The organism is Asanoa hainanensis (genome assembly GCF_900188485.1).
Classification (GTDB): domain Bacteria; phylum Actinomycetota; class Actinomycetes; order Mycobacteriales; family Micromonosporaceae; genus Asanoa; species Asanoa hainanensis.
In genome coordinates, this window is sequence record NZ_FZPH01000007.1 from 381171 (window position 1) to 401968 (window position 20798).

The 20798-nt window shown below is 70.4% G+C and carries 21 protein-coding genes; 4 read left to right on the forward strand and 17 right to left on the reverse strand.

What is annotated here, in order from left to right; translation table 11 throughout:
* Window position 1: 1 nt before the first annotated feature.
* The 3 genes from CHC05_RS19940 to CHC05_RS19950 form a co-directional block, all read right to left on the reverse strand.
* On the reverse strand, window positions 2-991 hold the full coding sequence (locus CHC05_RS19940; protein WP_089250976.1) for a sugar ABC transporter substrate-binding protein: 990 nt from the start codon (window positions 989-991) through the stop codon (window positions 2-4).
* Window positions 992-1075: 84 nt separating this feature from the next.
* Window positions 1076-2410 carry a class-II fumarase/aspartase family protein gene (locus tag CHC05_RS19945; protein ID WP_089250978.1) on the reverse strand — a complete coding sequence of 445 codons (1335 nt, stop codon included), beginning with the start codon at window positions 2408-2410 and terminating at the stop codon, window positions 1076-1078.
* A 106-nt stretch (window positions 2411-2516) separates the two neighbouring features.
* The gene (locus CHC05_RS19950) at window positions 2517-2927 is read right to left on the reverse strand and encodes a TIGR03618 family F420-dependent PPOX class oxidoreductase (protein WP_089250980.1); all 411 of its coding nucleotides are present in this window, start codon (window positions 2925-2927) and stop codon (window positions 2517-2519) included.
* Window positions 2928-3051: 124 nt separating this feature from the next.
* On the opposite strand from CHC05_RS19950, the gene CHC05_RS19955 reads away from it, so the two are divergent.
* Window positions 3052-3462: a hypothetical protein gene (locus tag CHC05_RS19955; RefSeq protein ID WP_089250982.1), complete on the forward strand. Its 411-nt coding sequence runs from the start codon at window positions 3052-3054 to the stop codon at window positions 3460-3462.
* A 2-nt stretch (window positions 3463-3464) separates the two neighbouring features.
* On the opposite strand, the gene CHC05_RS19960 is transcribed toward CHC05_RS19955, so the two are convergent.
* Complete coding sequence (locus CHC05_RS19960) at window positions 3465-4208, reverse strand: hypothetical protein (protein ID WP_089250984.1); 744 nt, start codon at window positions 4206-4208, stop codon at window positions 3465-3467.
* Complete coding sequence (locus tag CHC05_RS19965) at window positions 4205-4723, reverse strand: SigE family RNA polymerase sigma factor (RefSeq protein ID WP_218824607.1); 519 nt, start codon at window positions 4721-4723, stop codon at window positions 4205-4207. Before CHC05_RS19965 ends, CHC05_RS19960 begins: the two co-directional genes overlap by 4 nt.
* A 130-nt stretch (window positions 4724-4853) precedes the next feature.
* Between CHC05_RS19965 and CHC05_RS19970 the strand changes: the two genes are divergently transcribed.
* A complete protein-coding gene (locus tag CHC05_RS19970; protein WP_089250988.1) occupies window positions 4854-5453 on the forward strand; it encodes a hypothetical protein in 600 nt (199 codons plus the stop codon).
* Window positions 5454-5503: 50 nt separating this feature from the next.
* Window positions 5504-6169 (forward strand): GntR family transcriptional regulator, encoded by a 666-nt coding sequence (locus CHC05_RS19975; RefSeq protein ID WP_144022684.1) that lies wholly within the window; start codon window positions 5504-5506, stop codon window positions 6167-6169.
* 525 nt (window positions 6170-6694) lie between these two features.
* Here the strand turns inward: CHC05_RS19975 and CHC05_RS19980 are convergent.
* The 8 genes from CHC05_RS19980 to CHC05_RS20015 form a co-directional block, all read right to left on the reverse strand.
* The gene (locus tag CHC05_RS19980) at window positions 6695-7105 is read right to left on the reverse strand and encodes a response regulator (protein WP_144022685.1); all 411 of its coding nucleotides are present in this window, start codon (window positions 7103-7105) and stop codon (window positions 6695-6697) included.
* 286 nt (window positions 7106-7391) lie between these two features.
* Window positions 7392-9164, reverse strand: a complete 1773-nt coding sequence (locus CHC05_RS19985) for a gamma-glutamyltransferase family protein (RefSeq protein WP_245871066.1) — start codon at window positions 9162-9164, stop codon at window positions 7392-7394.
* A complete protein-coding gene (locus tag CHC05_RS19990) occupies window positions 9161-10141 on the reverse strand; it encodes an ABC transporter ATP-binding protein (RefSeq protein ID WP_089250996.1) in 981 nt (326 codons plus the stop codon). The genes CHC05_RS19985 and CHC05_RS19990 overlap by 4 nt, the downstream gene beginning before the upstream one ends.
* Window positions 10138-11145 (reverse strand): ABC transporter ATP-binding protein, encoded by a 1008-nt coding sequence (locus CHC05_RS19995; protein WP_089250998.1) that lies wholly within the window; start codon window positions 11143-11145, stop codon window positions 10138-10140. Before CHC05_RS19995 ends, CHC05_RS19990 begins: the two co-directional genes overlap by 4 nt.
* On the reverse strand, window positions 11142-12023 hold the full coding sequence (locus CHC05_RS20000) for an ABC transporter permease (protein ID WP_089251000.1): 882 nt from the start codon (window positions 12021-12023) through the stop codon (window positions 11142-11144). Before CHC05_RS20000 ends, CHC05_RS19995 begins: the two co-directional genes overlap by 4 nt.
* Entirely contained in the window at window positions 12020-12976 is a 957-nt protein-coding gene (locus tag CHC05_RS20005) for an ABC transporter permease (protein ID WP_089251002.1), read from the reverse strand. The genes CHC05_RS20000 and CHC05_RS20005 overlap by 4 nt, the downstream gene beginning before the upstream one ends.
* A gap of 9 nt (window positions 12977-12985) precedes the next feature.
* Window positions 12986-14632: an ABC transporter substrate-binding protein gene (locus tag CHC05_RS20010; RefSeq protein WP_089251004.1), complete on the reverse strand. Its 1647-nt coding sequence runs from the start codon at window positions 14630-14632 to the stop codon at window positions 12986-12988.
* 135 nt (window positions 14633-14767) lie between these two features.
* Window positions 14768-16120, reverse strand: coding sequence for an ABC transporter substrate-binding protein (locus CHC05_RS20015; RefSeq protein WP_089251006.1), 1353 nt, complete (start codon window positions 16118-16120; stop codon window positions 14768-14770).
* Between the two features lie 134 nt (window positions 16121-16254).
* On the opposite strand from CHC05_RS20015, the gene CHC05_RS20020 reads away from it, so the two are divergent.
* Window positions 16255-17145: a M15 family metallopeptidase gene (locus CHC05_RS20020; RefSeq protein WP_089251008.1), complete on the forward strand. Its 891-nt coding sequence runs from the start codon at window positions 16255-16257 to the stop codon at window positions 17143-17145.
* 35 nt (window positions 17146-17180) lie between these two features.
* Here CHC05_RS20020 and CHC05_RS41565 read toward each other — a convergent pair whose 3' ends face one another.
* The 4 genes from CHC05_RS41565 to CHC05_RS20030 all read right to left on the reverse strand — a co-directional run bounded on the left by CHC05_RS41565 (window position 17181) and on the right by CHC05_RS20030 (window position 20683).
* Complete coding sequence (locus CHC05_RS41565) at window positions 17181-17351, reverse strand: hypothetical protein (RefSeq protein ID WP_179266281.1); 171 nt, start codon at window positions 17349-17351, stop codon at window positions 17181-17183.
* 76 nt (window positions 17352-17427) lie between these two features.
* Entirely contained in the window at window positions 17428-17709 is a 282-nt protein-coding gene (locus CHC05_RS40825; protein WP_144022686.1) for a DUF6036 family nucleotidyltransferase, read from the reverse strand.
* Window positions 17706-18095 (reverse strand): hypothetical protein, encoded by a 390-nt coding sequence (locus tag CHC05_RS20025; protein WP_089251010.1) that lies wholly within the window; start codon window positions 18093-18095, stop codon window positions 17706-17708. Before CHC05_RS20025 ends, CHC05_RS40825 begins: the two co-directional genes overlap by 4 nt.
* A gap of 74 nt (window positions 18096-18169) precedes the next feature.
* Window positions 18170-20683, reverse strand: a complete 2514-nt coding sequence (locus tag CHC05_RS20030) for an ATP-binding protein (protein WP_179266282.1) — start codon at window positions 20681-20683, stop codon at window positions 18170-18172.
* Between the last annotated feature and the right edge of the window lie 115 nt (window positions 20684-20798).

Consider the following 20798-nt stretch of genomic DNA (forward strand, 5'->3'; position numbering starts at 1 on the left):
CTCACCACTGCGGGACGCACGAGTCGACGTTGTCCTTCGTGACGCCGGGGGTCTCGTAGAAGTTCGTCTTGGGCGCGCCGGTCAGCTTGCCGGTCAGCGCGTCGTACATCTGCTGCACGGCCTGGCCACCCTCGTCGAACGGCTTGTAGCAGACCGTCCCGTACATCGTGCCGTCCTTGATCGCGTCGATGCCCACCTGGGCGCCGCCGATGCCGATCACCTTCGCGGTGGAGTTCGCCGCCTTGATGGCCGCGCCGCACCCGACGGCCATGTCGTCGGAGATGGCGTAGAAGAGCGCGACGTCCTGGTTCGCGGCCAGGATGTTCTGGCAGGCGGCCTGGCCGTCCTGCTTGGTCCAGTTGCCCGGCTGGGTCGCGACGACGGTGAAGCCGCCCTTGGTCTCCAGCGCCTTGGTGAAATCGCTGACCCGTGTGGTGTTCTCCTGGAAGCCCGCAGCACCGGTGATCACGGCGACCTTGCCACCGTTGGGCACCGCCTTGACCGCCATCTCACCCGCGGTCGCGCCGGAACCGACCTCGTCCTCGGTGACGATGAACTTCAGCTTCGAGTACGGGTCCTCGGGCTTGCGGTCGGCGCCCACGTAGCCGTGCGCGGTGCCGACCGCGATGCCGGCCGCGTCGGCCTGGTCCACCAGCGCCTGCGCGGGGCCGGGGGACAGCGGCACGAGGATGATGCCGTCGACCTTCTGGGCGATCAGGTCCTGCACCTGGCTGGCCTGCTTGGCCTGGTCGCCCTGCGAGTCCAGGGTGACCAGCTTGACGCCGAGCTCGGCGGCCTTCTTCTTGGCGCCCTCGGAGATCGCGGCGGGGAACGTCACCGACTCCTGCTGGTTCGCGAGGCCGATGGTGAGCTGCTTCTGCTGGGCCGGCGGTTCTGCTGAGTCGCCACTGCTTTCCGTGTTGCACGCGGCGGCGGTCAGGGCCAGGGCCAGGCCCACACAGATGGCGCCGGCTCGGCGGACAGTTCTCATGAAAATCTCTCCTGGGGTACGCGGAGATCCGCTGCTGCTGGACGACGTGGTGCCGGATCTCCAGGGGATAGGGGTGTGCGGTTGTTACGCGCGCGTTCGCCAGGTGCTCAGGGCGGCCGCGCAGAGCTCGGTGGCGTTGCCGAGGTAGGTGTCGGGTTCGGGCAGGACGGTGGCGATCCGGTCCCACAGCTCGGGTGACACGCTGCGCCGCAGGGCCTCGGACAGGGGCAGGTCGTCGGCCCGGGAGAGCAGGACGGCCTCGTAGACGCTCTCGTGGGCGACGTCGCGCCCGAGGTGGTCGGCCAGCGTGATCATGTACGCCTCGGCCATGATCCGTCCGCCGTCGCGGGCGAGGTTGGCGCGCATCCGGTCGGGGAAGACCAGCAGGTGCTCGGCGGCCTCGCGGGCGACGTCCAGGGCCGACGCGGCGGCGATCAGGCAGTCGGGGACGGCCCGCCACTCGATCTGCCACTCGCCGGCCGCGCGTTCGTGACCGGCTTCGAGGGCCCGCAGCATCGCGTTGGCTGAGTTCTGCGCGACGACGCCGAACCCGATGATCGCCTCGGCGGAGATGGGGTTGGACTTCTGCGGCATGGTCGACGACGCGCCCCGGTACTTGCCGGTCGCCTCGGACACCTCGCCCACCTCGGTCCGCGACAGGTCGACGACCTCCCGGGCGAACCGCACGCAGGTGCCGGCGACGAGCGCGGCCGCGTTGGTCAGCTCGGCGACGCGGTCCCGGGCGACGTGCCAGGGCAGGTTGGCGTCGGCGAGCCCGAGGTGCGCGGCGAGCGCTGTTCGTACCTTCGGACCGTTGTCGCCGAGTGCCGCCGATGTGCCGCCGGCGCCGTAGGAGGAGACGACCGCGGCCCTGGTCTTGGCGCTTTCGAGCCGCGCCCTGTCGCGGCCGAGCTGGTCGAGGTAGACGGCCAACTTGAGGCCGAAGGTGGTCGGCACCGCCTGCTGGGCGTGCGTGCGGCCGGGCATGACCGAGTCGGCGTGCCGCTCCACGAGCGTGGCGATCGCGTCGCCGAACTGGCCCGCGAGCACGACCAGCCGGTCGGCGGCGTCGCGGAGCTGGAGGGCCAGCGCGCAGTCCATGATGTCCTGGGTGGTCGCGCCGTAGTGCACCCAGGCCGCGTCGTCGTCGGACAGCGCGCCGACGATCTGCTTGACCAGCGGCAGGATCGGGTAGCCGACGTTGCGCGTCTCTTTCCAGAGCCGCTCGCGGTCGATGACGTCGAGCCGGCAGGCGGCGGCGATCCGCTCGCCCCGGGCCTGGTCGATGACCCCGGCATCCGCCAGCGCACGAGCGAACGCGGCCTCGACCGCGAGCCAGTCAGCGACCGCGCGCTCCTCGGAGAAGACCGCGCCCATAACGCCGTCCTCGCCGAGTTTGCCGAGCAGATCGAAGGCCATACACAGCTCCTAGGTACGCTCAAACGATTGAACGTAAGCTACGGCCGTGTCCCGCGCTGAGTCAAGCGTTTGAACGAACGGCGCGGCCTTTCGGGTCCAGCAATGGCTAGGCGTCCTTCAGCTCGCCCCAGCCGTGCCAGCGGTCGATCTCAAGGTGGGCGGTCACGCGGGGACGCACGCGGTCCGCGTACGGCCGGCCGGTGTAGTGCGTCGCCAGCCGGTCGATGCCGCGCAGGCCCTCGTCGTCGGCGATCTCGACGACGCGGCCCTGCAGGCTCACGTGGGTGTACCAGTCGTCGCGGGCCAGGACGGTCAGCGACACCCGGGGGTCGGCGTGCAGGTGCTTGAGCCGCGCCCGCTTGGCGTCCAGGCCGAGCAGCACGCGGCCGTCGTCCTCGAGCAGGTACCAGGTGGCCACGGTGACGGGACGTCCGTCCGCGGCGACGGTCGCCATGACCGCGGGGTTCGGCTGACGCAGAAGTTCGACCACGCGCTCCGGCAAGGGTGTGTTCGGCATGGTCAAAGCCTAGAACTCAAGATCCGCCGGGGTCGCGCCGGTCGCCGGACGGGAACACCCCGCGCGGGGGACACCGCACGCGTGGCGGCCTTAATCGCCCCGATTCGGGCCGGAGAATGCCCGGGTGAAACGACGACTCACCATCCTGGCCGGCGCGCTCGTGCTCGCCGCTGCCGGCTGCTCGACACCTGCCGCGGAACAGCCGCCCGCACCGGCGGCGACCGTCCAGATCCTGCCGCGGGCCGACGGGGCGCCGAGCGCCCAGGACGTGGTCGACGCCTTCGCCGCCGCCGGCCTGCCGGTGCCCGCACCCCGGGACAACACCGCCGCCTGCGCCAGCGACGTGGTGCGCTGCTCGGAGCTGGTCACCACGGACGCGATCTCGGTGTACGTGTTCCCGGACGAAACGACCGCGGCGGAGTTCGCGACCGCCGACACCCACCGCGCCGGCGTCGTGGTGCTCAGCTACGCCACGGCACACACCCCGGAGAGCGACCGCCCCGCGTACGAGAGCACCCTGACCAGCCTGCTCTGACGTCAGTCGTCAGGCTCCACGGTGAACCACCAGTTGCCGACGATGTGGACCTCCAGCCTGGGGCCGAGGTTCGTCTGCGTCCGCTTCTCGACGGGGGCGTTCGGCGGGGTGTCGGGAACGTAGGAGTAGTACCAGTTCCACTGCCAGGAGTTGTCGCGGAGATGGAACGACGTGCCGGGGCCCCAACCGCCCTTGTCGATCCGGTCCACGTCGACTCCGGAGCGCTCGATCGCCCTGGTCACCCGGGCGAACGCCGCCTCACTCGCGGCGTCGAACGGCAGCTCGGGGTCGGTGGCGTTCGCGCAGTCCGCGTGCCTGTCCCGGTAAGCCCCCTGCGACCAGGTGAACGCCCGGCAGCCCGCGCGGCCCCACGCTCCCGGATCAGCGAGGTAAGAAGTGACCCCCAGGTCAACGGTCGTCGTCAACACGAGCGCCAAGCTCGAGGCGTCGTCGAGCATCCGGTCGGCCGGGTAGATCGGCGGGTCACCCTCGTTCGGAAGCGAGCGGGTGTCGTAGCCGAACGGTGCGGGGAAGACGCCCGGCAGGTCGACCCCGCCGATCGTCGTGAGCCCGACCACGGCCGCCATCGCCACGGCCAGGCCGCCGGCGAGCGCGCGCCGGCCCCGGCTGCGGCGCAGCGCGCGTCGGGCGGCGACGAGCGTCCGCCCGGCATCGGGCCCGGTCTCCGGATAGCCAGGGTCGCCGGCCCGCAGCCGGGCGACCACATCGTCGTCGTGGGTGTTCATCGGAGTTCCCCTTCCGCGAAGATCTCGCGTAGCCGCGCGATCCCCCGCGCGTTGTGGGACTTGACCGTGCCGACGGAGATCTCCAACTCGCTGGCGACGTCGGCTTCGCTGAGGTCGAGCAGGTGGCGCATGACCACGACCCGGCGCTGCGTCAACGGCAGCCGGGCCAGGGCCCGCACCACGGTGTTGCGGACGACGACGGCACCCGTGTGGTCGGGACCGGCCCGATCGGGCAACGCGCGCGGGTCCAGCAGGACCTCGTGCCGGGTCCGTCGCCAGCCGTCGATGCGCAGGTTGACCAGGATCCGCCGGGCGTACGCCTGGGGATCGCCGTCGCGGGCCGACCGCCAGGAGCGGTAGGTGCGCTCGTAGGTGGCCTGGACCAGCTCCTCGGCCCGGACCGGGTCGCCGCAGAGCAGCACCGCGGTGCGCAGCAGGTAGCGACCGGACGCGGCCACGAAGTCGACGAACTCCTGGTCACGCGTACGGGCCGCGCTCTCTCTGTCCCTGCTCACATCAGCCACCACGCAGCAGCATCGCCGAACGTTGTCACAGCCCGGTGGTCGATTTAACGGCCGTTCGGCCAGATCAGGCACCCGACCACCGGAGGTCGACGGCGGCCCGGGCCCATGCACACTCGCTGATGTGGATCCTGACGAGAGCTTGCGGATCGAGGACTTCGTCCCCGCGCCGGGCGGTGAATGGCACGGGTTGCTGTTCGACAACCCGTCGACCGGCCTGCCGCCGCGCTTGACGTGGTGCTTCACGTTTCCTTTCGCGGACGTCGAGCGCGACGACGACGAGAGCCCGCTCAGCCTGACCGTCGAGTGGGTACCCGTGCCGGCGGAGAGCTGGCGGCGGTTCGCCGGGCGGCGGGTGGCCAGCGCGAGCTTCGCGGAGCCGGCCGAGGCGAGCGTCTACTACTACCTGCACCACCGCTTCGACGCGGTCACGCTGGACCTGGCCGAGCAGCGTGGGGGCGCGTTGCGGGTCGTGGCGGAGGTGTCCGGAGACCTCGACCGGCTCGGCGTCGACCCGGTGCGGGCCGAAGCGTGGCTCACCTTCACCGGGATTCTCGTGTCGCTCCACGACGCGGCTTCTCCGGATGTCGCGTTGGCCCGGTTGGGGGCGTTCACGGACACCGACGGCCTGGCGTACGACCCGGGCAGCCGTGACGGCGTTCCTCGATTCACGGCACAACCCGACGAACTCGCGCGGACGCTGCCGTTTCCCGCCTTAGGGTGATTGTTCTTCGTATACAATTATCGCTTAACGTCATTGTGAAAGGCGGTCGGGTGGACACGGACCTACCGGCCAAGATCGGCGCTCAGCACCTGCCGCTACGCGACCAGGTGCTCGCTGCTCTTCGGAAGGGCATCATCAGCGGCGACTATCCCCCGGGCGAGCGGCTGACCGAGGATCGGCTGGCGGAGGACTTCGGCGTCTCCCGCAACCCGGTCCGCGAGGCGTTGCGCGTCGCGGAGGCCGAGGGCTTCGTGGTGATCCTTCCGCGCAGGGGAGCGGTGGTCGCCTCTCCGAGCAGTGCGACGATCCACGACATCTTCGCGGTACGCGAGCGCCTGGAGCCGTTGGCCGCCCGCCTCGCGGCTGAGCGGGCGGCCCCGAGCGACGTAACCTCGTTGCGGGGCGTGCTGGAGCAGGCCCGGCAAGCAACCGAGAACCAGAACCTGCGCCGCGTCGCGGAGCTGAATAGTGCGCTGCATCTGCAGATCCTCGAGATAAGCGGCAATCCGTGGCTGGCCTCGATCGCCAAGGCCTTGTATCTCCATGTGCAGTGGGTCTTCCAACTGACCGCCGAGGTCCGGGCTCCGCACTCCTGGGACGAGCACATCAAGCTGGTCGACGCCATCTCGTCGGGTGACGGGGACCTGGCCGAGTCCGTGGCCCTGGCGCACGTGGGCGCTGCCTCCGCCGCCGCTCGTGAGACCACCCACGGGTAGCGGGTGTGTCACCACGAGCGGTCACCGCTCGTGTTCTCGGGTGTCGCTTCGTTGTTGGTCGCGGTCTTGGTCGGGGGAGGATGTTGTGGGTGCCGACAGGCCGCAAAGAGCGCGACCTCTATTGTCGGCACCCACAACATCCTCCCCCGCCCTGACCTACTTCACTGTTGGTCGACTTCGATGCCGGGTCGCGGGACACAGTCCATTGGCTGGCCTTCGCTTTGCGGACTTTGCGGTGGTCGAGGGTGTGGGGTCGGCGGCGGGCAACGGAACGCAACCTTCAACGTCTCGTCGGCGTCGCCTCCATCGATGTCATCGATCGGGCTGTGAGAGGTCGGGTGCGGTCCCCCGTGTCGTTTCGTACTGCCGTCGCCCGCGCCTGTGGCGACGCGGGGTGATCACCGTCTCGCCGTCAGCAGACACCACTGCCAGCCGAGGTACCGGGTGGGCGCAGCATGCCGTAGTTAGCCGCACGCCATGATCAACGAGTGGGTCGGAGCGGCTTAGCCTTGGCGGACTGCGCGACTACAGCTCGTGCCATTCGCCCGAGCTAGCCGGTGAGCCTGTGCGCACGAACTCGCGCATGGCGTCCCATGCTCGGTCGACAGTCATCACGAAGCGTCCGGTGAATATCGCGTCACCCTGCAGGTGCGGCACTTCGACTGTGTCGTCCCACGGGATGCTGCCGTCACCAACCAGTAGAAGGGACTTCGGGTCCTCGTCCAGCGCACGGAGCTGTTCGACGACCGCATGAGCTCCCCGAAAGCCCAGGGCAATCTGCGGTGAGTCCTCGATGGACAGCGCGACCTCGATGAAGCCCTCGCCTAGGGCGCGCAGCATGGTGAAGTGGCCCTCCAGCTCACTGGGGCCCGAGCGCACCACTGCCGACGAAACGCGGCCCGTCTCTGGTGACGTCGCGGACCACTCCACCGTCATCTCTTCGCCTCTGGCAATGCCCGGCTACGGCGACCGGGCGTCGGATCGTAGCAACCGGCTGACGCCGAGTCAGGCCAGACCACGCGGTGCCGGGTGCGTCCGGAGTTTGTGATGGCGGTGCCGCGCCGCTGCCAGCTTCGGACGTGTTTTTGCATGTAGCTACGCGCGAGAACATGTGCGGGCACGGAAGATGCCACCTCTCGGGGGATGACTCGCTCGGCGGTGAAACGCCCGCTGAGCGCCGTCGGGCCGGCTCAGACAGTCGGGAGCACGGCCGGGAGTGTGGCTAGCGGCCCGTTGCGTAGCCCTGCATGCCTCTTGGGTTTGCGCCTGCGGACAGGATGCCCGTGGCTGGATCTCTGGTTACGGCGCACATTCGGCCCAGGCTCCAGGGGTCTGACACTCGTACGTGGTGGCCGAGGGCGCTGAGTTCCGCGCGGATCGGTTCTGGTACTCGGTCTTCCAGCACCAGGACGCCCGGCTCGGTTTCTCGGGGGTGGAACGACGACGGGAAGCTTGTGGTGTGCCACGTGGGCGCGTCGATGGCCTCCTGCAACGACTGGCCGCCGGCCAGGTGGCGGAGCAGGAACAGTAGCTGCCACTGGTCCTGTTGGTCGCCGCCTGGGGTTCCGCAGGCCAGCACCGGCTCCGAGTCGCGGTAGACGAGCGTTGGACTCAGCGTGGTCCGGGGTCGGCGGCCCGGGGCCAGAGACGACGGTAGGCCCTCTTCCAGCCAGAACATCTGTAGCCGGCTGCCCAGGGGGAAGCCTAGTTCTGGGATCGTGGGCGAGCTCTGCAGCCAGCCGCCGCTCGGGGTTGCGGAGATCATGTTGCCCCAGCGGTCCACCACGTCGACGTGGCAGGTGTCGCCGCGGGTTACGCCGGAGGGCCCTACCGTCGGTTCGCCGGTGGTCGGGTCGGGTGCGGAGCCGCCGCTGCCACCCTGCGTCACATAGCCGGGAAGGTGGGGAGTCGCGCCGCCTGGGGAGCCTGGCCTCAGCTCCGTGGCCGCGCGCGAGCCGATCAGCGCCGCCCGTTCCGTCGCGTACTCCCGGGACAGCAGCGTCTTGAGCGGCACTTCGCCCGTGTCGCCGTACCAGGCCTCGCGGTCCGCGAAGGCCAACTTGAGCGCCTCTGCCTGCACGTGGATGCCGTGCGCGGTCGACGGGTCATAGGCCCCTCCCGCCGCATCCAGGATGGACAGTGTTTGCAGCAGCACCGGGCCCTGGCCCCATGGGCCGGTTTTGGCCACTGTATGGCCGTGCCAGTCCAGGGTGACCGGCTCTTCCCACGTGGCGGACCAGGCGGCCAGGTCGGCGCCGGTCAGTACGCCGGCGTGCGAGCGGCCGCTCGAGTCGCGGAGCGGCTCGCGGGCGAAGCGGTCGATCGCGTCCGCTACGAAGCCTTCGCGCCACGTGTGGCGGGCCGCCTCGATCTGGGCCTCGCGGTCCGGGCCCGCGCCCTCCGCCGATCGGACCAGGCGGGCCAGCGTGTCCCCGTACGCCGGGTTCTTGAACAGGCCGTCCAGCGGGCCCAGCCAGAGCGCAGCCGACGTCGGCCAGTGTTGTTCGAAGAGCGGGCGGACCGCCGCGACGGTGTCGGCCACGCGTGGGACCAGGGGGTGGCCGGCCGTCGCGTACTCGATCGCCGGGGTCAGCACCTCGCGCAGCGACAGCGTGCCGTGGTCGCGCAGGAGCAGGAGCCAGGCGTCGACGGCGCCCGGCACCGTGGCGGCGAGCAGGCCCGAGCCGGGTATCAGGTCCAGGCCCAGCGAGCGGAAATGCCCGATCGTGGCTCCGGCCGGCGCCACGCCCTGTCCACACAGGACGCGCGGGCGGGGGTCGGCCGCGGTGGCGACGATCGCGGGTACCTCGCCGCCCGGGCCGTTCAGGTGTGGCTCGACGACGTGCAGGACGAAGCCCGCGGTCACCGCCGCGTCGAAGGCGTTGCCGCCCAGTTCGAGCATGCGCATCGCTGACTGGCTGGCCAGCCAGTGGGTCGAGGAGACCATGCCGAACGTACCCTGCAAGGTGGGTCTGGTCGTGAAACTGGAACTCACTGCTTGACTCCCGCGCGCACATCAGGGCGTGTCCCGTCCGCCTGCACGAGGTGACACGCCGCCTCTCCGTTACCGATCTTCACGTGCGGCGGCACCTCGGTCGCGCACTTGTCGAAGGCGAGGGGACACCGCGTCCGGAACCGGCAGCCGGAGGGCGGGTCGAGCGCGGACGGCAGGTCGTCGCCGAGCAGCACCGGCGTGCGGGCCCGTTGGGCCACCGGGTCCGCGACCGGGGCCGCCGCCAACAGAGCCTGGGTGTACGGGTGGGCCGGGCCGGAGAAGATCTGCGACCGGGTGCCCTTCTCCATGAGCTGGCCGAGGTACATGACGGCGATCTCGTCCGCCAGGTATTCCACCGCGGAGAGGTTGTGCGTGATGAACAGGCAGGCGAACCCGATGTCCCGCTGGAGGTCCGCGAGCAGGTTGAGCACGGACGCTTGCACCGACACGTCGAGTGCGCTGGTCGGCTCGTCAGCGATGAGCAGGGACGGCTTGGAGATCAGGGCGCGGGCGATGCTCACCCGTTGCCGCTGGCCGCCGGACAGCTCGTGGGGATAGCGGCGGGCCACCTCCGAGCGCAGGCCCACCTGGCCGAGCGACTCGTCCACCCGCCGCTGGCGCTCGGCGCGGGAGATCCGCGAAGACGACAACCGCAGCGGCTCGGCCACCACGTCACCGACGAGCATGCGCGGGTCCAGCGAGCCGGCCGGGTCCTGGAAGACGATCGACACCGTGCTGCGGTGCGGTCGGAGTTGGCGCCGCGTCAGGGACGTCACGTCCACGCCGCCGATCCGGACCGTGCCGCTGGTCGGCTTCAGCAGCCGCACGACGCATTTGCCCACCGTGGACTTCCCGGAGCCGCTCTCGCCGACCAGCGCCGTCACGCCACCGCGTGGGATCGTCAGCGAGACCCCGTCGACCGCCCGCACCGGGCCGAAATGCATCACCAGGTCGGAGATCTCGAGCGCGTTGGTCATGTCGCCTCCACAGGATGCCAGCACGCGACGAGGTGGTCCGGCGAGCCGAGCGCGGACAGCCCAGGGGCCGAACCGCGGCACGTGTCGGAGGCCGCCGGGCACCGGTCGGCGAACGTGCACGCGTCGGGCTGCTTCGACAACACCGGGACCAGGCCCGGGATCTCCTGCAACCGGTCGGTGCCGGCGTGCCGGCCGGGGGTGGGGGAGGCGTTCAGCAGCCCGTGCGTGTACTGGTGCTGCGGCCGCGCGAACAGCGACGTCACCGGTGCCCGTTCGACGACGCGGCCGGCGTACATGACGACGACCCGGTCCGCGATGTCGGCGATGACGCCCAGGTCGTGCGTGATGATCAGGATGCTGGTGCCGAGCCGGTCGCGCAGGTCCCGCAGCACCTCGAGGATGCCCGCCTGCACGGTGACGTCGAGCGCGGTCGTGGGCTCGTCGGCGACCAGTACGGTCGGGTTGCAGGCGACCGCCATCGCGATCATCACGCGTTGGCGCATGCCGCCGGAGAGCTGGTGCGGGTAGTTGTCGACGCGCCGCGCCGCCGAGGGGATGCCGACCAGCGACAGCAGCTCGATCGCGCGCGCCTTGACGGCCTTGCGGGAGAGCCGCTCGTGCACCTGGAGCACCTCGCCGATCTGCCGCCCGACGGTGAGCACCGGGTTCAGCGACGTCATCGGCTCCTGGAAGATATAGGCGATCTCCTTGCCGCGTACGCGTCGAAGCGAGGTTTCCGGGGCACCGATGAGCTCCGTCCCACGGAGCCGGACCGAGCCCGTGACGCGGGCGCTGCGCGGCAGCAGGCCCGCGAGGCTCATCGCCGTGACGCTCTTCCCGCAGCCCGACTCGCCGACGACGCCGACGATCTCGCCGGGTGCCAGGTCGAGGGTCACGTGGTCGACCGCCGAGACGTTGCCGCTCTCGGTCACGAACGACACGGACAGGTCGGCGACCTCGAGGATTTTGGTGCCGGCCCGAGCGCCGGCGGTCGAGGTCGTCATCGGTCGCCCTTCGGGTCGAGCGCGTCGCGCAGGGCGTCGCCGAACACGTTGAACGTCAAGGCGAGGATCATGATGACCAGGCCCGGCAGGGTCGCCGCCCAGGGTGCCCGCGCGGCGAACTGCTGCGCCGTCGCCAGCATCGTGCCCAGGCTGGGATCGGGTGGTTGGATGCCCAGGCCGAGGAACGACAGCACCGCCTCACCGAGGATCGCGGCCGGCAGCGCCACGGTGGCCTGCACCAGGATGACCGAGGTCGCGTTGGGCAGGATGTGTCGGGTCAGGACCCACAGGTCGCTGGCGCCGTCGACCACCGCCGCGGCCACGAAGTCCAGCGACTTGAGGCGCAGGGTGTCGGAGCGGATGACCCGGATGACGCCTGGGATCTGCGCGATGCCGATCGCCACGGCCGCGTTGCTGAGGCTGGCACCCCGGATCGCCGCGAGCCCGACCGCGAGGATGAGGAACGGAAACGCGAGCAGCAGGTCGGTGAACCGGCCGATGATCGCGTCGAGCGCGCGGAAGTAGCCGGCGGCCAGGCCGAGCGGCACGCCGACGACGAGCGCGGTGAGCACCGCGAGCAGGCCGACCTCGAGCGAGGCCCGGGCGCCGAACATGATGCGGGACAACACGTCCCGGCCCAGGTCGTCGGTGCCGAGCAGGTGCCCCGGCGTACCCGGTGGAGCGAAGATGTTGGCGAAGTCGGTGTCCTCGACGGCGTGCGGCGCGATCCACGGCGCCAGCAGCGCGACCGCCACCGCGATCGCGAGGACGACGAAGCTGATGACGGCGAGCGGGTTGCGGCGCAGCCGCCGGAAGACGCGGGTGCGCCGGGTCAGGCTCGGGTTGGTGTCGGCCTCGGGCACGGTAAGCACAGTCATGCCGCGTCACCCGCCACTCGGATGCGGGGGTCGATGAGCGAGTACACCAGGTCCACCAGAAAGTTGATCACGATGTACGCCGTGGCGGTCAGCAGCACGACCGCCTGGATCACCGGGTAGTCCCGTTGGAACACCGCGTCGATCGTCATCTTGCCGAAGCCGGGCAGCCCGAAGATCGACTCGGTGACGACCGCGCCGGAGATGAGGCCGCCGAGCTGGAGGCCGACGATCGTGACGACCACGATGAGGCTGTTGCGCAGGGCGTGCCGGCCGATCACGGCCCGGGGGGAGAGGCCTTTCGCTTTGGCGGTACGCACGTAGTCCGCCGAGAGCGAGTCGAGCATCGCCGACCGGGTCTGCCGCATGATGATCGCCGCCAGGCCGGTGCCGAGGATCAGCGCCGGCAGGATGATGTGGTGCAGGTTGCCCACCGGGTCCTCGAAGAACGGGACGAAGCCCGAGGCCGGGAACAGCCCTGTGGCCACCGACAGGTAGAGGATCGCGAGCAGGCCGAGCCAGAAGTGCGGCACGGACAGGCCGACGAGGGCCAGGAAGTTGGCGGCCCACTCGGCCGGGCGGCCGCGGCGCACGGCCGCGACCACCCCCGCGCCGATTCCCAGCGCGGCCGCGATGAGGATGGCCAGCACCGACAGCTCGATCGTGACCGGCAGGGCCGTGCGGAGCATGTCCGACACGGGTATGCCGGTGCGGATGGAGTTGCCGAAGTCGCCCTGCGAGACCTGGGCCACGTAGTGTCCGAACTGGACCGTCAGGGGACGGTCCAGCCCGTACTCCGCGCGGATGGCCGCCAGTGCTTCCGGCGAACGGTCCTCGCCGGCCAGCGCGAGCGCGGGGTCCCCCGGGAGCGCACGGATCCCGAGGAACACCACGACCGACGCCAGCACCAGGGTCAGCGCGGAGTGCCACGCGCGGGTCAGCAGGTACCTGGCCATTGGGGGAACCTACTTGGCGAAGCCGGCGAACGCTGCCCGGATAACGCCGTCCGGATAGACCTGGACCCCCTTGACCTTGTTGGAAAATGCGGTCAGGTTGGCCTGCCGGTACAGGTAGATCAGCGGGTTGTCCTCCTGAAGCAGCCCGACGGCCTGACCGTAGAGCTTCTTGCGCTCGTCGACGTCGGTCGACTGGCGGGCCTGGTCGAGGACCGCGTCGAGCGCGGGGTTGCTGCTGCCGCCGACGTTCTGGCTGCCGCCGGTGCCCACGAAGTTCACCATGTTGGCGTCGGGGTCGATGCGGCCGCTCCACCCGAGCTGCAGGAGCTCGAAGTTGCCGCGGTCCTGCTCGTCGAGCAGCGACGAGTACTCGACCGGGTTGATCTCGATGTTGAAGCCACCGTCCTTGACCATCGACTGCAGCGCCTGCGCGAGGCGCAACGTGTCAGGGGTGTTGGAGACCAACATCTTGATGGTGTACGGAACCTGCACGCCCGCTTCCTGGAGGAGCTGCTTGGCCTTCGCGGGGTCGTGGTCGCGGCACTTCTGGGCCTCGTCGGACGAGAAGGCGCTCGCCGGCGAGATCGGGCTGCAGGCCGTGCTGGGGATGCCGTTGAACACCGCGTCGACGAGGGCCTTGCGGTCGATCGCGTACTCGAAGGCCTGTCGCACCTTCTTGTCCTTGGCGATCGGGCGGTCGATCGGCTTCGGCGGGGTGCCGACGCCGTCGACGTTGCCGATGTTGATGGTGAGGCCCTGGTAGCCCAGCGACTTCGACTGCAGCACCGTCAGCGACGACTCCTTGCGCAGGCTGTCGACGTCCTGGGTGGAGACGCTGTCGGCCACGTCGGCGTCACCGGAGCGCAGGTTGGCCGCCCGGATGCTCCCGTCGGTCAGGATGCGCCACGAGATGCCGTCGAGGTGCACCTTGTCGGCGGCGTAGTAGTTCGTGTCGCGTACGACGTCGATCGAGCTCTGCGGCACCCGCTTGTCGAACTTGAACGGGCCCACGCAGACCGGCGCCGAGGCGAAGTTGGTGCCGAGCTTTTGCAGCGCGGCCGGGCTCATGATCATGCCCGCCCGGTCGGCCAGCGCGCCCACCAGCGGCGCGAACGGGTTCTTGAGGTGGATGACGACGGTCTGCGCGTCGGTCGCGTCGACCGTGTCGATCGGCCCGAGCTCGCTCTTGCGCGCGGACTCCGGCAGGGTCAGGTGCCGTTCGAGCGTGGTCTTGACCGCCGCCGCGTTGAACTCCGTGCCGTCGGCGAACTTCACGCCCTGCCGCACCTTGATGGTGACGGTCTTGCCGTCGGGGCTCACGGTCGGCAGGTCGGTGGCCAGTTGCGGCACGACCTGCGCCTGCTCGTTGACGTCGTACAGCTTCTCGCACATGGCCTGGAAGACGTAGCGCGAGTAGAGGCTCCGGGACAGGGAGGGGTCCAGCCGGTCGGGCTCGGCCGACAGGGCGATGTTCAGCGTGCCGCCCTGCTTGACCTCGTCCGGGTTGGCCGGCGATCCGAAGGAATCCTGGGTCTGCGAAGGCTTCTGCTCGCTCGATCCGCCGTCGTCAGACACGGGTGAGCAGGCCGTGAGCGTGCAGACGACCGCGACCGCACCGATGGCGGCCCGACCGATCGCGCGCGAGATGTTCGTCATGAACGGGCTCCTATATCGACGATTGTCGGAGCGTATGTTGTATACGAAGATCGCGCAAGGCACGTTTTTGATCACGGATCGAAGCATGTGAAAGGGCGGCGTCGCGACTTCGCGACGCCGCCCTTCAGGGCACGGTCAGTTGCCGTGGTAGAGCTGCACCCCGGCCTTGGCCATCGCCTTGATGATCTGCGCGGACTCGCCGAATCCGATGAGGAGCACGCCGTCCGGGCCGGCGGCCTTGAGCTGGCTGGCGTCGCCGGCGAAGTCGATGTCCGGCGCGGCGGGCGTCGGCGGCTCGTACACGAGGGTCTCGACCTTGTCGGCCGGGAAGCCGGCCTTCTCCAACTCGGAGATGACGTTCTCTTGCAAGCCGACCCCGTACGAGTCGTTACGGGCCACGATCGCGATCTTGTGCGGACCGTCGCGGAGGATGACGTCGGCCAGCGCGCGGCCCTGCAGCGTGTCGGACGGCGAGGTGCGGAAGAACAGGCCCTTGTCGTCGATGGTGCTGAGCCCGGCGTCGGTGTTGCAGGGCGAGAACAGGATCAGCCCGGCCTTGACCACGTCGGGCAGCACCTCGCGCGAGATGCTCGACGCGCCGGCCCCGATGATCACGCTGACCTTGGCGGCGACGTGCTTGGCCACGGTCTCCTTCGCGACGTCGGGGTTGGTGCCGTCGTCGCCGGGCACCCACTCGACGTCCTTGTCGAACACGCCGCCGGCCTCGTTGACCTCCTGGATCGCCAGCGCGGCGCCGGCCTCCATCGGCGGGTTCGCCAGCGCCAGGTCGCCGGTCTCCGGCAGCAGCCCGCCGATCTTCAGTGCCGTCTTCGACCCGCGCGCCGGCTCGGCCCGCGGCGGCTTCTTCGTGGAGGTGGCCGACTCGTCGCCCGCGCCGACGTACTCCGTCTTGCTGTCGTCGAGCTTGTCCTCGGGTCCGAAGTGGAGCGTCGCGTAGCTCGCGGTGGACGGCTCACCGGCGTCGGTGAACCCGCCCCGGGTCAGCGAGATCCCGCGGTAGTTGAGGTCGGTGCCCGCGCGGGCCAGCGCCAGGCAGTCGGCCACGGTCGTGCACTCGGTGCCGCCGGTGGTGACCGAGTTGATCTGGCGGGCGATCGCGCTGGGCTCGTCGCTGCCGGCCTGTTCCGCGGCCAGCGCGCTGATCACGACGGCGTCGTAGGTCTCGCCCGAGAACAGGTAGTCGGTCAGCCCGGGGTGGACGGCGTTGAGCCGCGACTTGAAGTCCTCGGACAGCGGGGTGAGCGGCGTGGTGCCCTTCATCCCGGCCAGCAGCCCGGCCTGGTTCGCGAACTCGTCACCGAAAGTGTTGATCATATTGCCGTCTGTGCCGTACAGCCGGGTGAGGCCGGTAGCGGTGCCGGTGTCGGCATCCTGCGCCGGGGTGCCCTGTTGGCAGGCGGCGACGGACAGCAGCAGCGCGGCGGACATGGCGGTGGCCAGGCGGCGCGCGCCGGTGGAGACGTGCATGGGGTTGTGTGTCCTTCCTCCCCCAGGTCAGAACCGGGAAAGCCTGCCACATTCAACATGTTGCATGGCAGGTCAGGCCGCCCGCGTACGCTTGGCCACCGGTTCGCGGCGGGGCAGGACGGAGACGGACGGGGATGCCGAAAACTGGCGTACGGGCGGCGCTCCTGCTGTTCCTGGTCGGCTGCATCAGCCTGGCGCTGGGCGCCTGTTCAGGCGCCAAGGTCACACCCACGGCCCGGATCGTCACCCCGTCGACGGCGCCGCCGACCCCGTCACCGTCGCCCTCGCCCTCGCTGGCCCCGTCACCGACGCCCACGATCTCCCGGGTGGGCAACGCCACTGCGGCCCCAACCTGGCTGGGCACGCGGGTTGTCAAAACCGGCGTGGCGCAGCCCACACCGCCGGAGCTGCGCAACCGCTCGATCGTCACCGTCGACGACCTGCCGCCACCGGCCGACGGCCGCTTCCACGCCACGAACCGCGCCGTACCCGCCGACGTCCTGGCCCGGTCGAGCTGGACCAAGGCCTGCCCGGTCGCGGCGACGGACCTGCGCTACCTCACGGTCAGCTTCCGGGGCTTCGACGGCCGCGCCCACACCGGCGAGCTGCTGGTCAACGCCAAGGCGGCGACCGACCTGATCAAGGTCTTCCGGCAACTGTTCGCCGCGAACTTCCCGATCGAGCGCATGCACATCTCCAGCGCCGCCGACATGAACGCGCCGTCGACGGGCGACGGCAACACCACGGAGGCGTTCGCCTGCCGGCCGGTCCGGGGCCAGAAGGCGTGGTCGCAGCACTCGTACGGGCTCGCCGTGGACGTCAACCCGTTCCAGAACCCGTACCAGAAGGCCAAGGTCGTGCTGCCAGAGCTGGCGACCTCATACCTCGACCGGACCAACCTGAAGCCGGGCATGGTGGCCCACACCAACGCAGGGGTCAAAGCCTTCGCCTCGATCGGCTGGCAGTGGGGCGGCGACTACCACTCGCTGAAGGACTACATGCACTTCTCCGCCAACGGCGGCTGAACCGCGTCAATCGACACGCGCACGGCGGCGGGGTCTTACTGCTCGTCGAAGACATCCTCGAGAACAAGTCGGGCCCGCGCCGGAACCGGCTCCTCGGGGAAGATTTCGGTGCACAGAGCGACGTCGTCCACGTTGTGAAGCTGAAGGTGGTCGATGAGAAAGCGGATGTCGTCGGCGTCACGCCGCCGGGCAGCGAGCACTTTCATGGCCAAGAGATGCTCCGGCGATGCCGCTGAAACCCGCAGCCCTGGGTGGTCGAATACGGGGGGCGCGTTCGCATCCTCACCGCGGGCAACATAGCTGCTGGCCTGCTCGTTTGAGCCACCAGTTTGGGAGGCCTAGTTCCGCCGCGACTGCCCTGGCTTCCTCGAGGACGACACCATGCGGTTGGAACACCGCATCGATGTCGCGGGTTGACCGACGTGCGTCGTACGCGAGCGCCATCGCCGCTCCGCCGAAGACGTAAAGGTCCGCGACGACCCCTCGCCTAGCCAGGCGGTCGCCCAGCTTGCGGAAAGCATTTTCAATGGCGTGACGGTCGAGAAGCCGATCGTCGGCGGTCATGCGACGTTCAGTTCCTGTGCGGCGACGTAGACGCCGCGTCGGCGGAAGGCCGCCGGGGCGTTGACCACGGCGTCAACCCGCGCCGCTCGCGTGTTGAACGGAAACCAGAATCGGCGGAGCGCGCGGGAATCCGCCCACTCCGGTGCTGCACGATCGTCTTTGGATGCCAGGTGCTCGGCCAGCGCGGCGAGAAAAGCGTCCCAACGCTCGTCTCCGCTGGCGGCAGGCTCAGCGGACAGGAGGGCCTGCCGCGTCGCTTGCGGCTCCCACCGATACTCCTCCAGGAACTCGGCGATGAGGCGCCATCGAGTGGAGTCGTCAGCACGAGCCAGCAGCGTGCCCAGATGCGCGAGCGTCATCGGCTCGTACGGCTTCGCCACCTCCATGCGCACGACGGTAACAGCCCGCGAGTAGGCCGCTTGGGACTCGCCCGAACGGGGCGTCGGTGCGGGACAAGCCCTCAGCTGGGCGGTTCGTGGGCAGTGGCGACCGCTTCCGGGCGGGTCAGGCGGCCGCCCTTCGCGAAGAGGATGTCGAAGTCGGCCTCGCCCAGGGCCTCGCGCAGCCGGCCGGTCAGCACCGCCTCGCGCTGGCGCAGCGACGGGTAGACCCGCAACCCCGCCCGTCGCCGCAGGCCGTCGGCCGCGCCCGCGAGCAGGGCCGCTCGTTCCGGGTTGCCCTCCGCGAACACCAGCTGCGCGAACGTCGCCAGGCACAGCGTCACCAGCTGCGTGCTGTAGGCGGCCAGGCTCAGCTCCAGCCCGTCGTCGAGCAGCATGCGGGCGTTCAGCTTCTCGCCCCGCACCAACGCCAGCCCCGCCAGCAGGACCTGGGCCGTCGCCGCCAGCCAGGCGTTGTCCTGGCGCATCGCCCAGTCGTACGCGTAGCGCAGGTGCTGCAGCGCCTCGTCCTGGCGGCCCGTGCTCGTCTCCAGCGAACCCGCCGTCAGCGCCGACGAAGCCGTACCCAATGGCTCGTTCTGGGGTTCGAACTCCGCCAGCGCGGCCAGTGCCTCCCGCAGCGCGCCTTCGATGTCGCCCATCATCGTCGACGTCCAGGCCATCGAGAGCAGGGTCGCGGCGTGCAGGTACGGGTCCTGGATCTCCGGCAGCAGCGGCGCGAGCCGGGCGCGGTGGGCCAGGGCCGCCTCGTCGTCGCCGACCTCGCGGGCGGTCACCGTCGCCGTCCACAGCAGTTCGGCGCGGGCCTGCGGGTCCAGCGAGTCGGCGGCCGGCAGGAGCTGGTCGACCCAGGTGCGGGCGTCGGCCAGGTGGTCGCGCTGCGACCAGAACGGCCACAGGATCCGGTAGAGGTGGGGGAGCGGGCGCTGGTCGTTGGCCAGGTGCCAGCGGACCGCGGCGGCCAGGTTGCCGGCGTCGGCCTGGAGCCGCTCGACCCAGTCCCGCTGCCCGACGCCGCGCAGCGGGCGGTCGGCGGTGACGGCCAACGCCGCGTACGTCTGGGCATGGCGGCGCTGGATGTCGGCGGCGTCGGGGCGGGCCGCCAGCCGCTCGGCGACGAACCGGCGCACGGTCTGGAGCATCCGGCAGCGGGTGCCGACGTCGGCGTGGTCGAGCTGCACCAGGCTGTGCCGGACCAGCGCGTCCGTCAGGTCCAGGGCCTCGTCCTCGCTGATGCCGGCCACCTCGGCCGAGGCGGCGATGGTCCAGCCGTCCACGAAGACGGCCATGGTCTCCAGCAGCGAACGCTCGGCGGCGTCGAGCAGGTCCACGCTCCACTCGACCGCGGCCCGCAGCGTGCGCTGCCGCACGGGCAGGTCCATCGCACCTGTTCCGAGCGCGTCCAGCGAGGTCTCCAGGCGTTCCAACAAGGCCGCGGGACTGAGCAACCGGGTACGCGCGGCGGCGAGCTCGATGGCCAGCGGCAGGCCCTCCAGCCGGCGGCAGATCTCCGCGACCGCTACCGCGTTGTGTGGGGTGAGGGCGAAGTCGTAGCGCACCGCCCGGGCCCGGTCGACGAACAGCCGCACGGCCGGCGTCTCGGCCAGCTCCTCGATCGACATCGTGGCGGGGTCGGCGGGCAGCGGCAGCGGCGGCACCGGGTACTCCCGTTCGGCCCGCAGCTCCAGCACGCTGCGGCTGGTCGCCACGATCGTCAGGCCCGGGCACCGGGTGAGCAGCTCGCCCAGGTCGCTGGCCGCGCCGATCACCTGTTCCAGGTTGTCGAGGACGAGCAGCCAGCGTTCGTCGCCGAGCTGGCCCGCCAGCGCGGTGATCGGCGTGGCCGCGCTGGCGACGTCCGCGCCCACCTGCCGCGCGATGCCGGCGACGACCTGGTCGGGATCGGTCACGTCGGCCAGCGGCACGAACACGACCCGCGCGCCGAAGTGGTCGCGGGACCGTTCGGCGGCCGCGACGGCCAGCCGGGTCTTGCCGACGCCACCCGGGCCCGTCAGCGTCAGCAGCCGCACCTCGGGCCCTTCGATCAGCCCGGCCACCTCGTCGATGGCCTGGCCGCGGCCCACCAGCGACGTGCGCCCCACCGGCAACGGCTGCGTGCCACCGCGCGGGCCCACCACGGCGAGCCGGGCCGCGGCGAACCGCTCGCTCAGCAGGACCGCGAGGTCGTCGCTGACGAGCCGGTTCAGTTCGTCGGAGGTACGGAAGTGGCGGAAGGTGACCAGCGCCTGGTCGCCGATGCGGGTGATCAGGTCGGCGAGCCGCGGGTCACGGTTCGGCGCCGGGACCTTCACGTAGACCAGCCGCGGCAGGCCGGTCGCGAGCTCGAACTCGTCCTCGAGCCCCGAGACGTCCATCTCGGGCCCCATCCAGCCGTACTGCTCCCAGTAGAGCCCGACGAAGATGTCGCTCTGCGCCAGATAGGCCTGGTAGACCGCTCTGGGCGGATGCGGGCGGGCACCCTGTTCGAACATGACCGGAATGAGCCGCAGGGCCTCGATCGCCCGGCCCACCACCCCGCGCTCGTCGGCCAGTTCGGTCAGCGTCGAGCTCACGAAAACCCGTACACGCTGATCCGGGGTGCGGATCACGGACTCGGAGGACTGCCCCACCGACCCAGTCTCACGCCTTACCGGAAGGTAAGAGCGGCCTTTCCGTACAGTCCGGTAA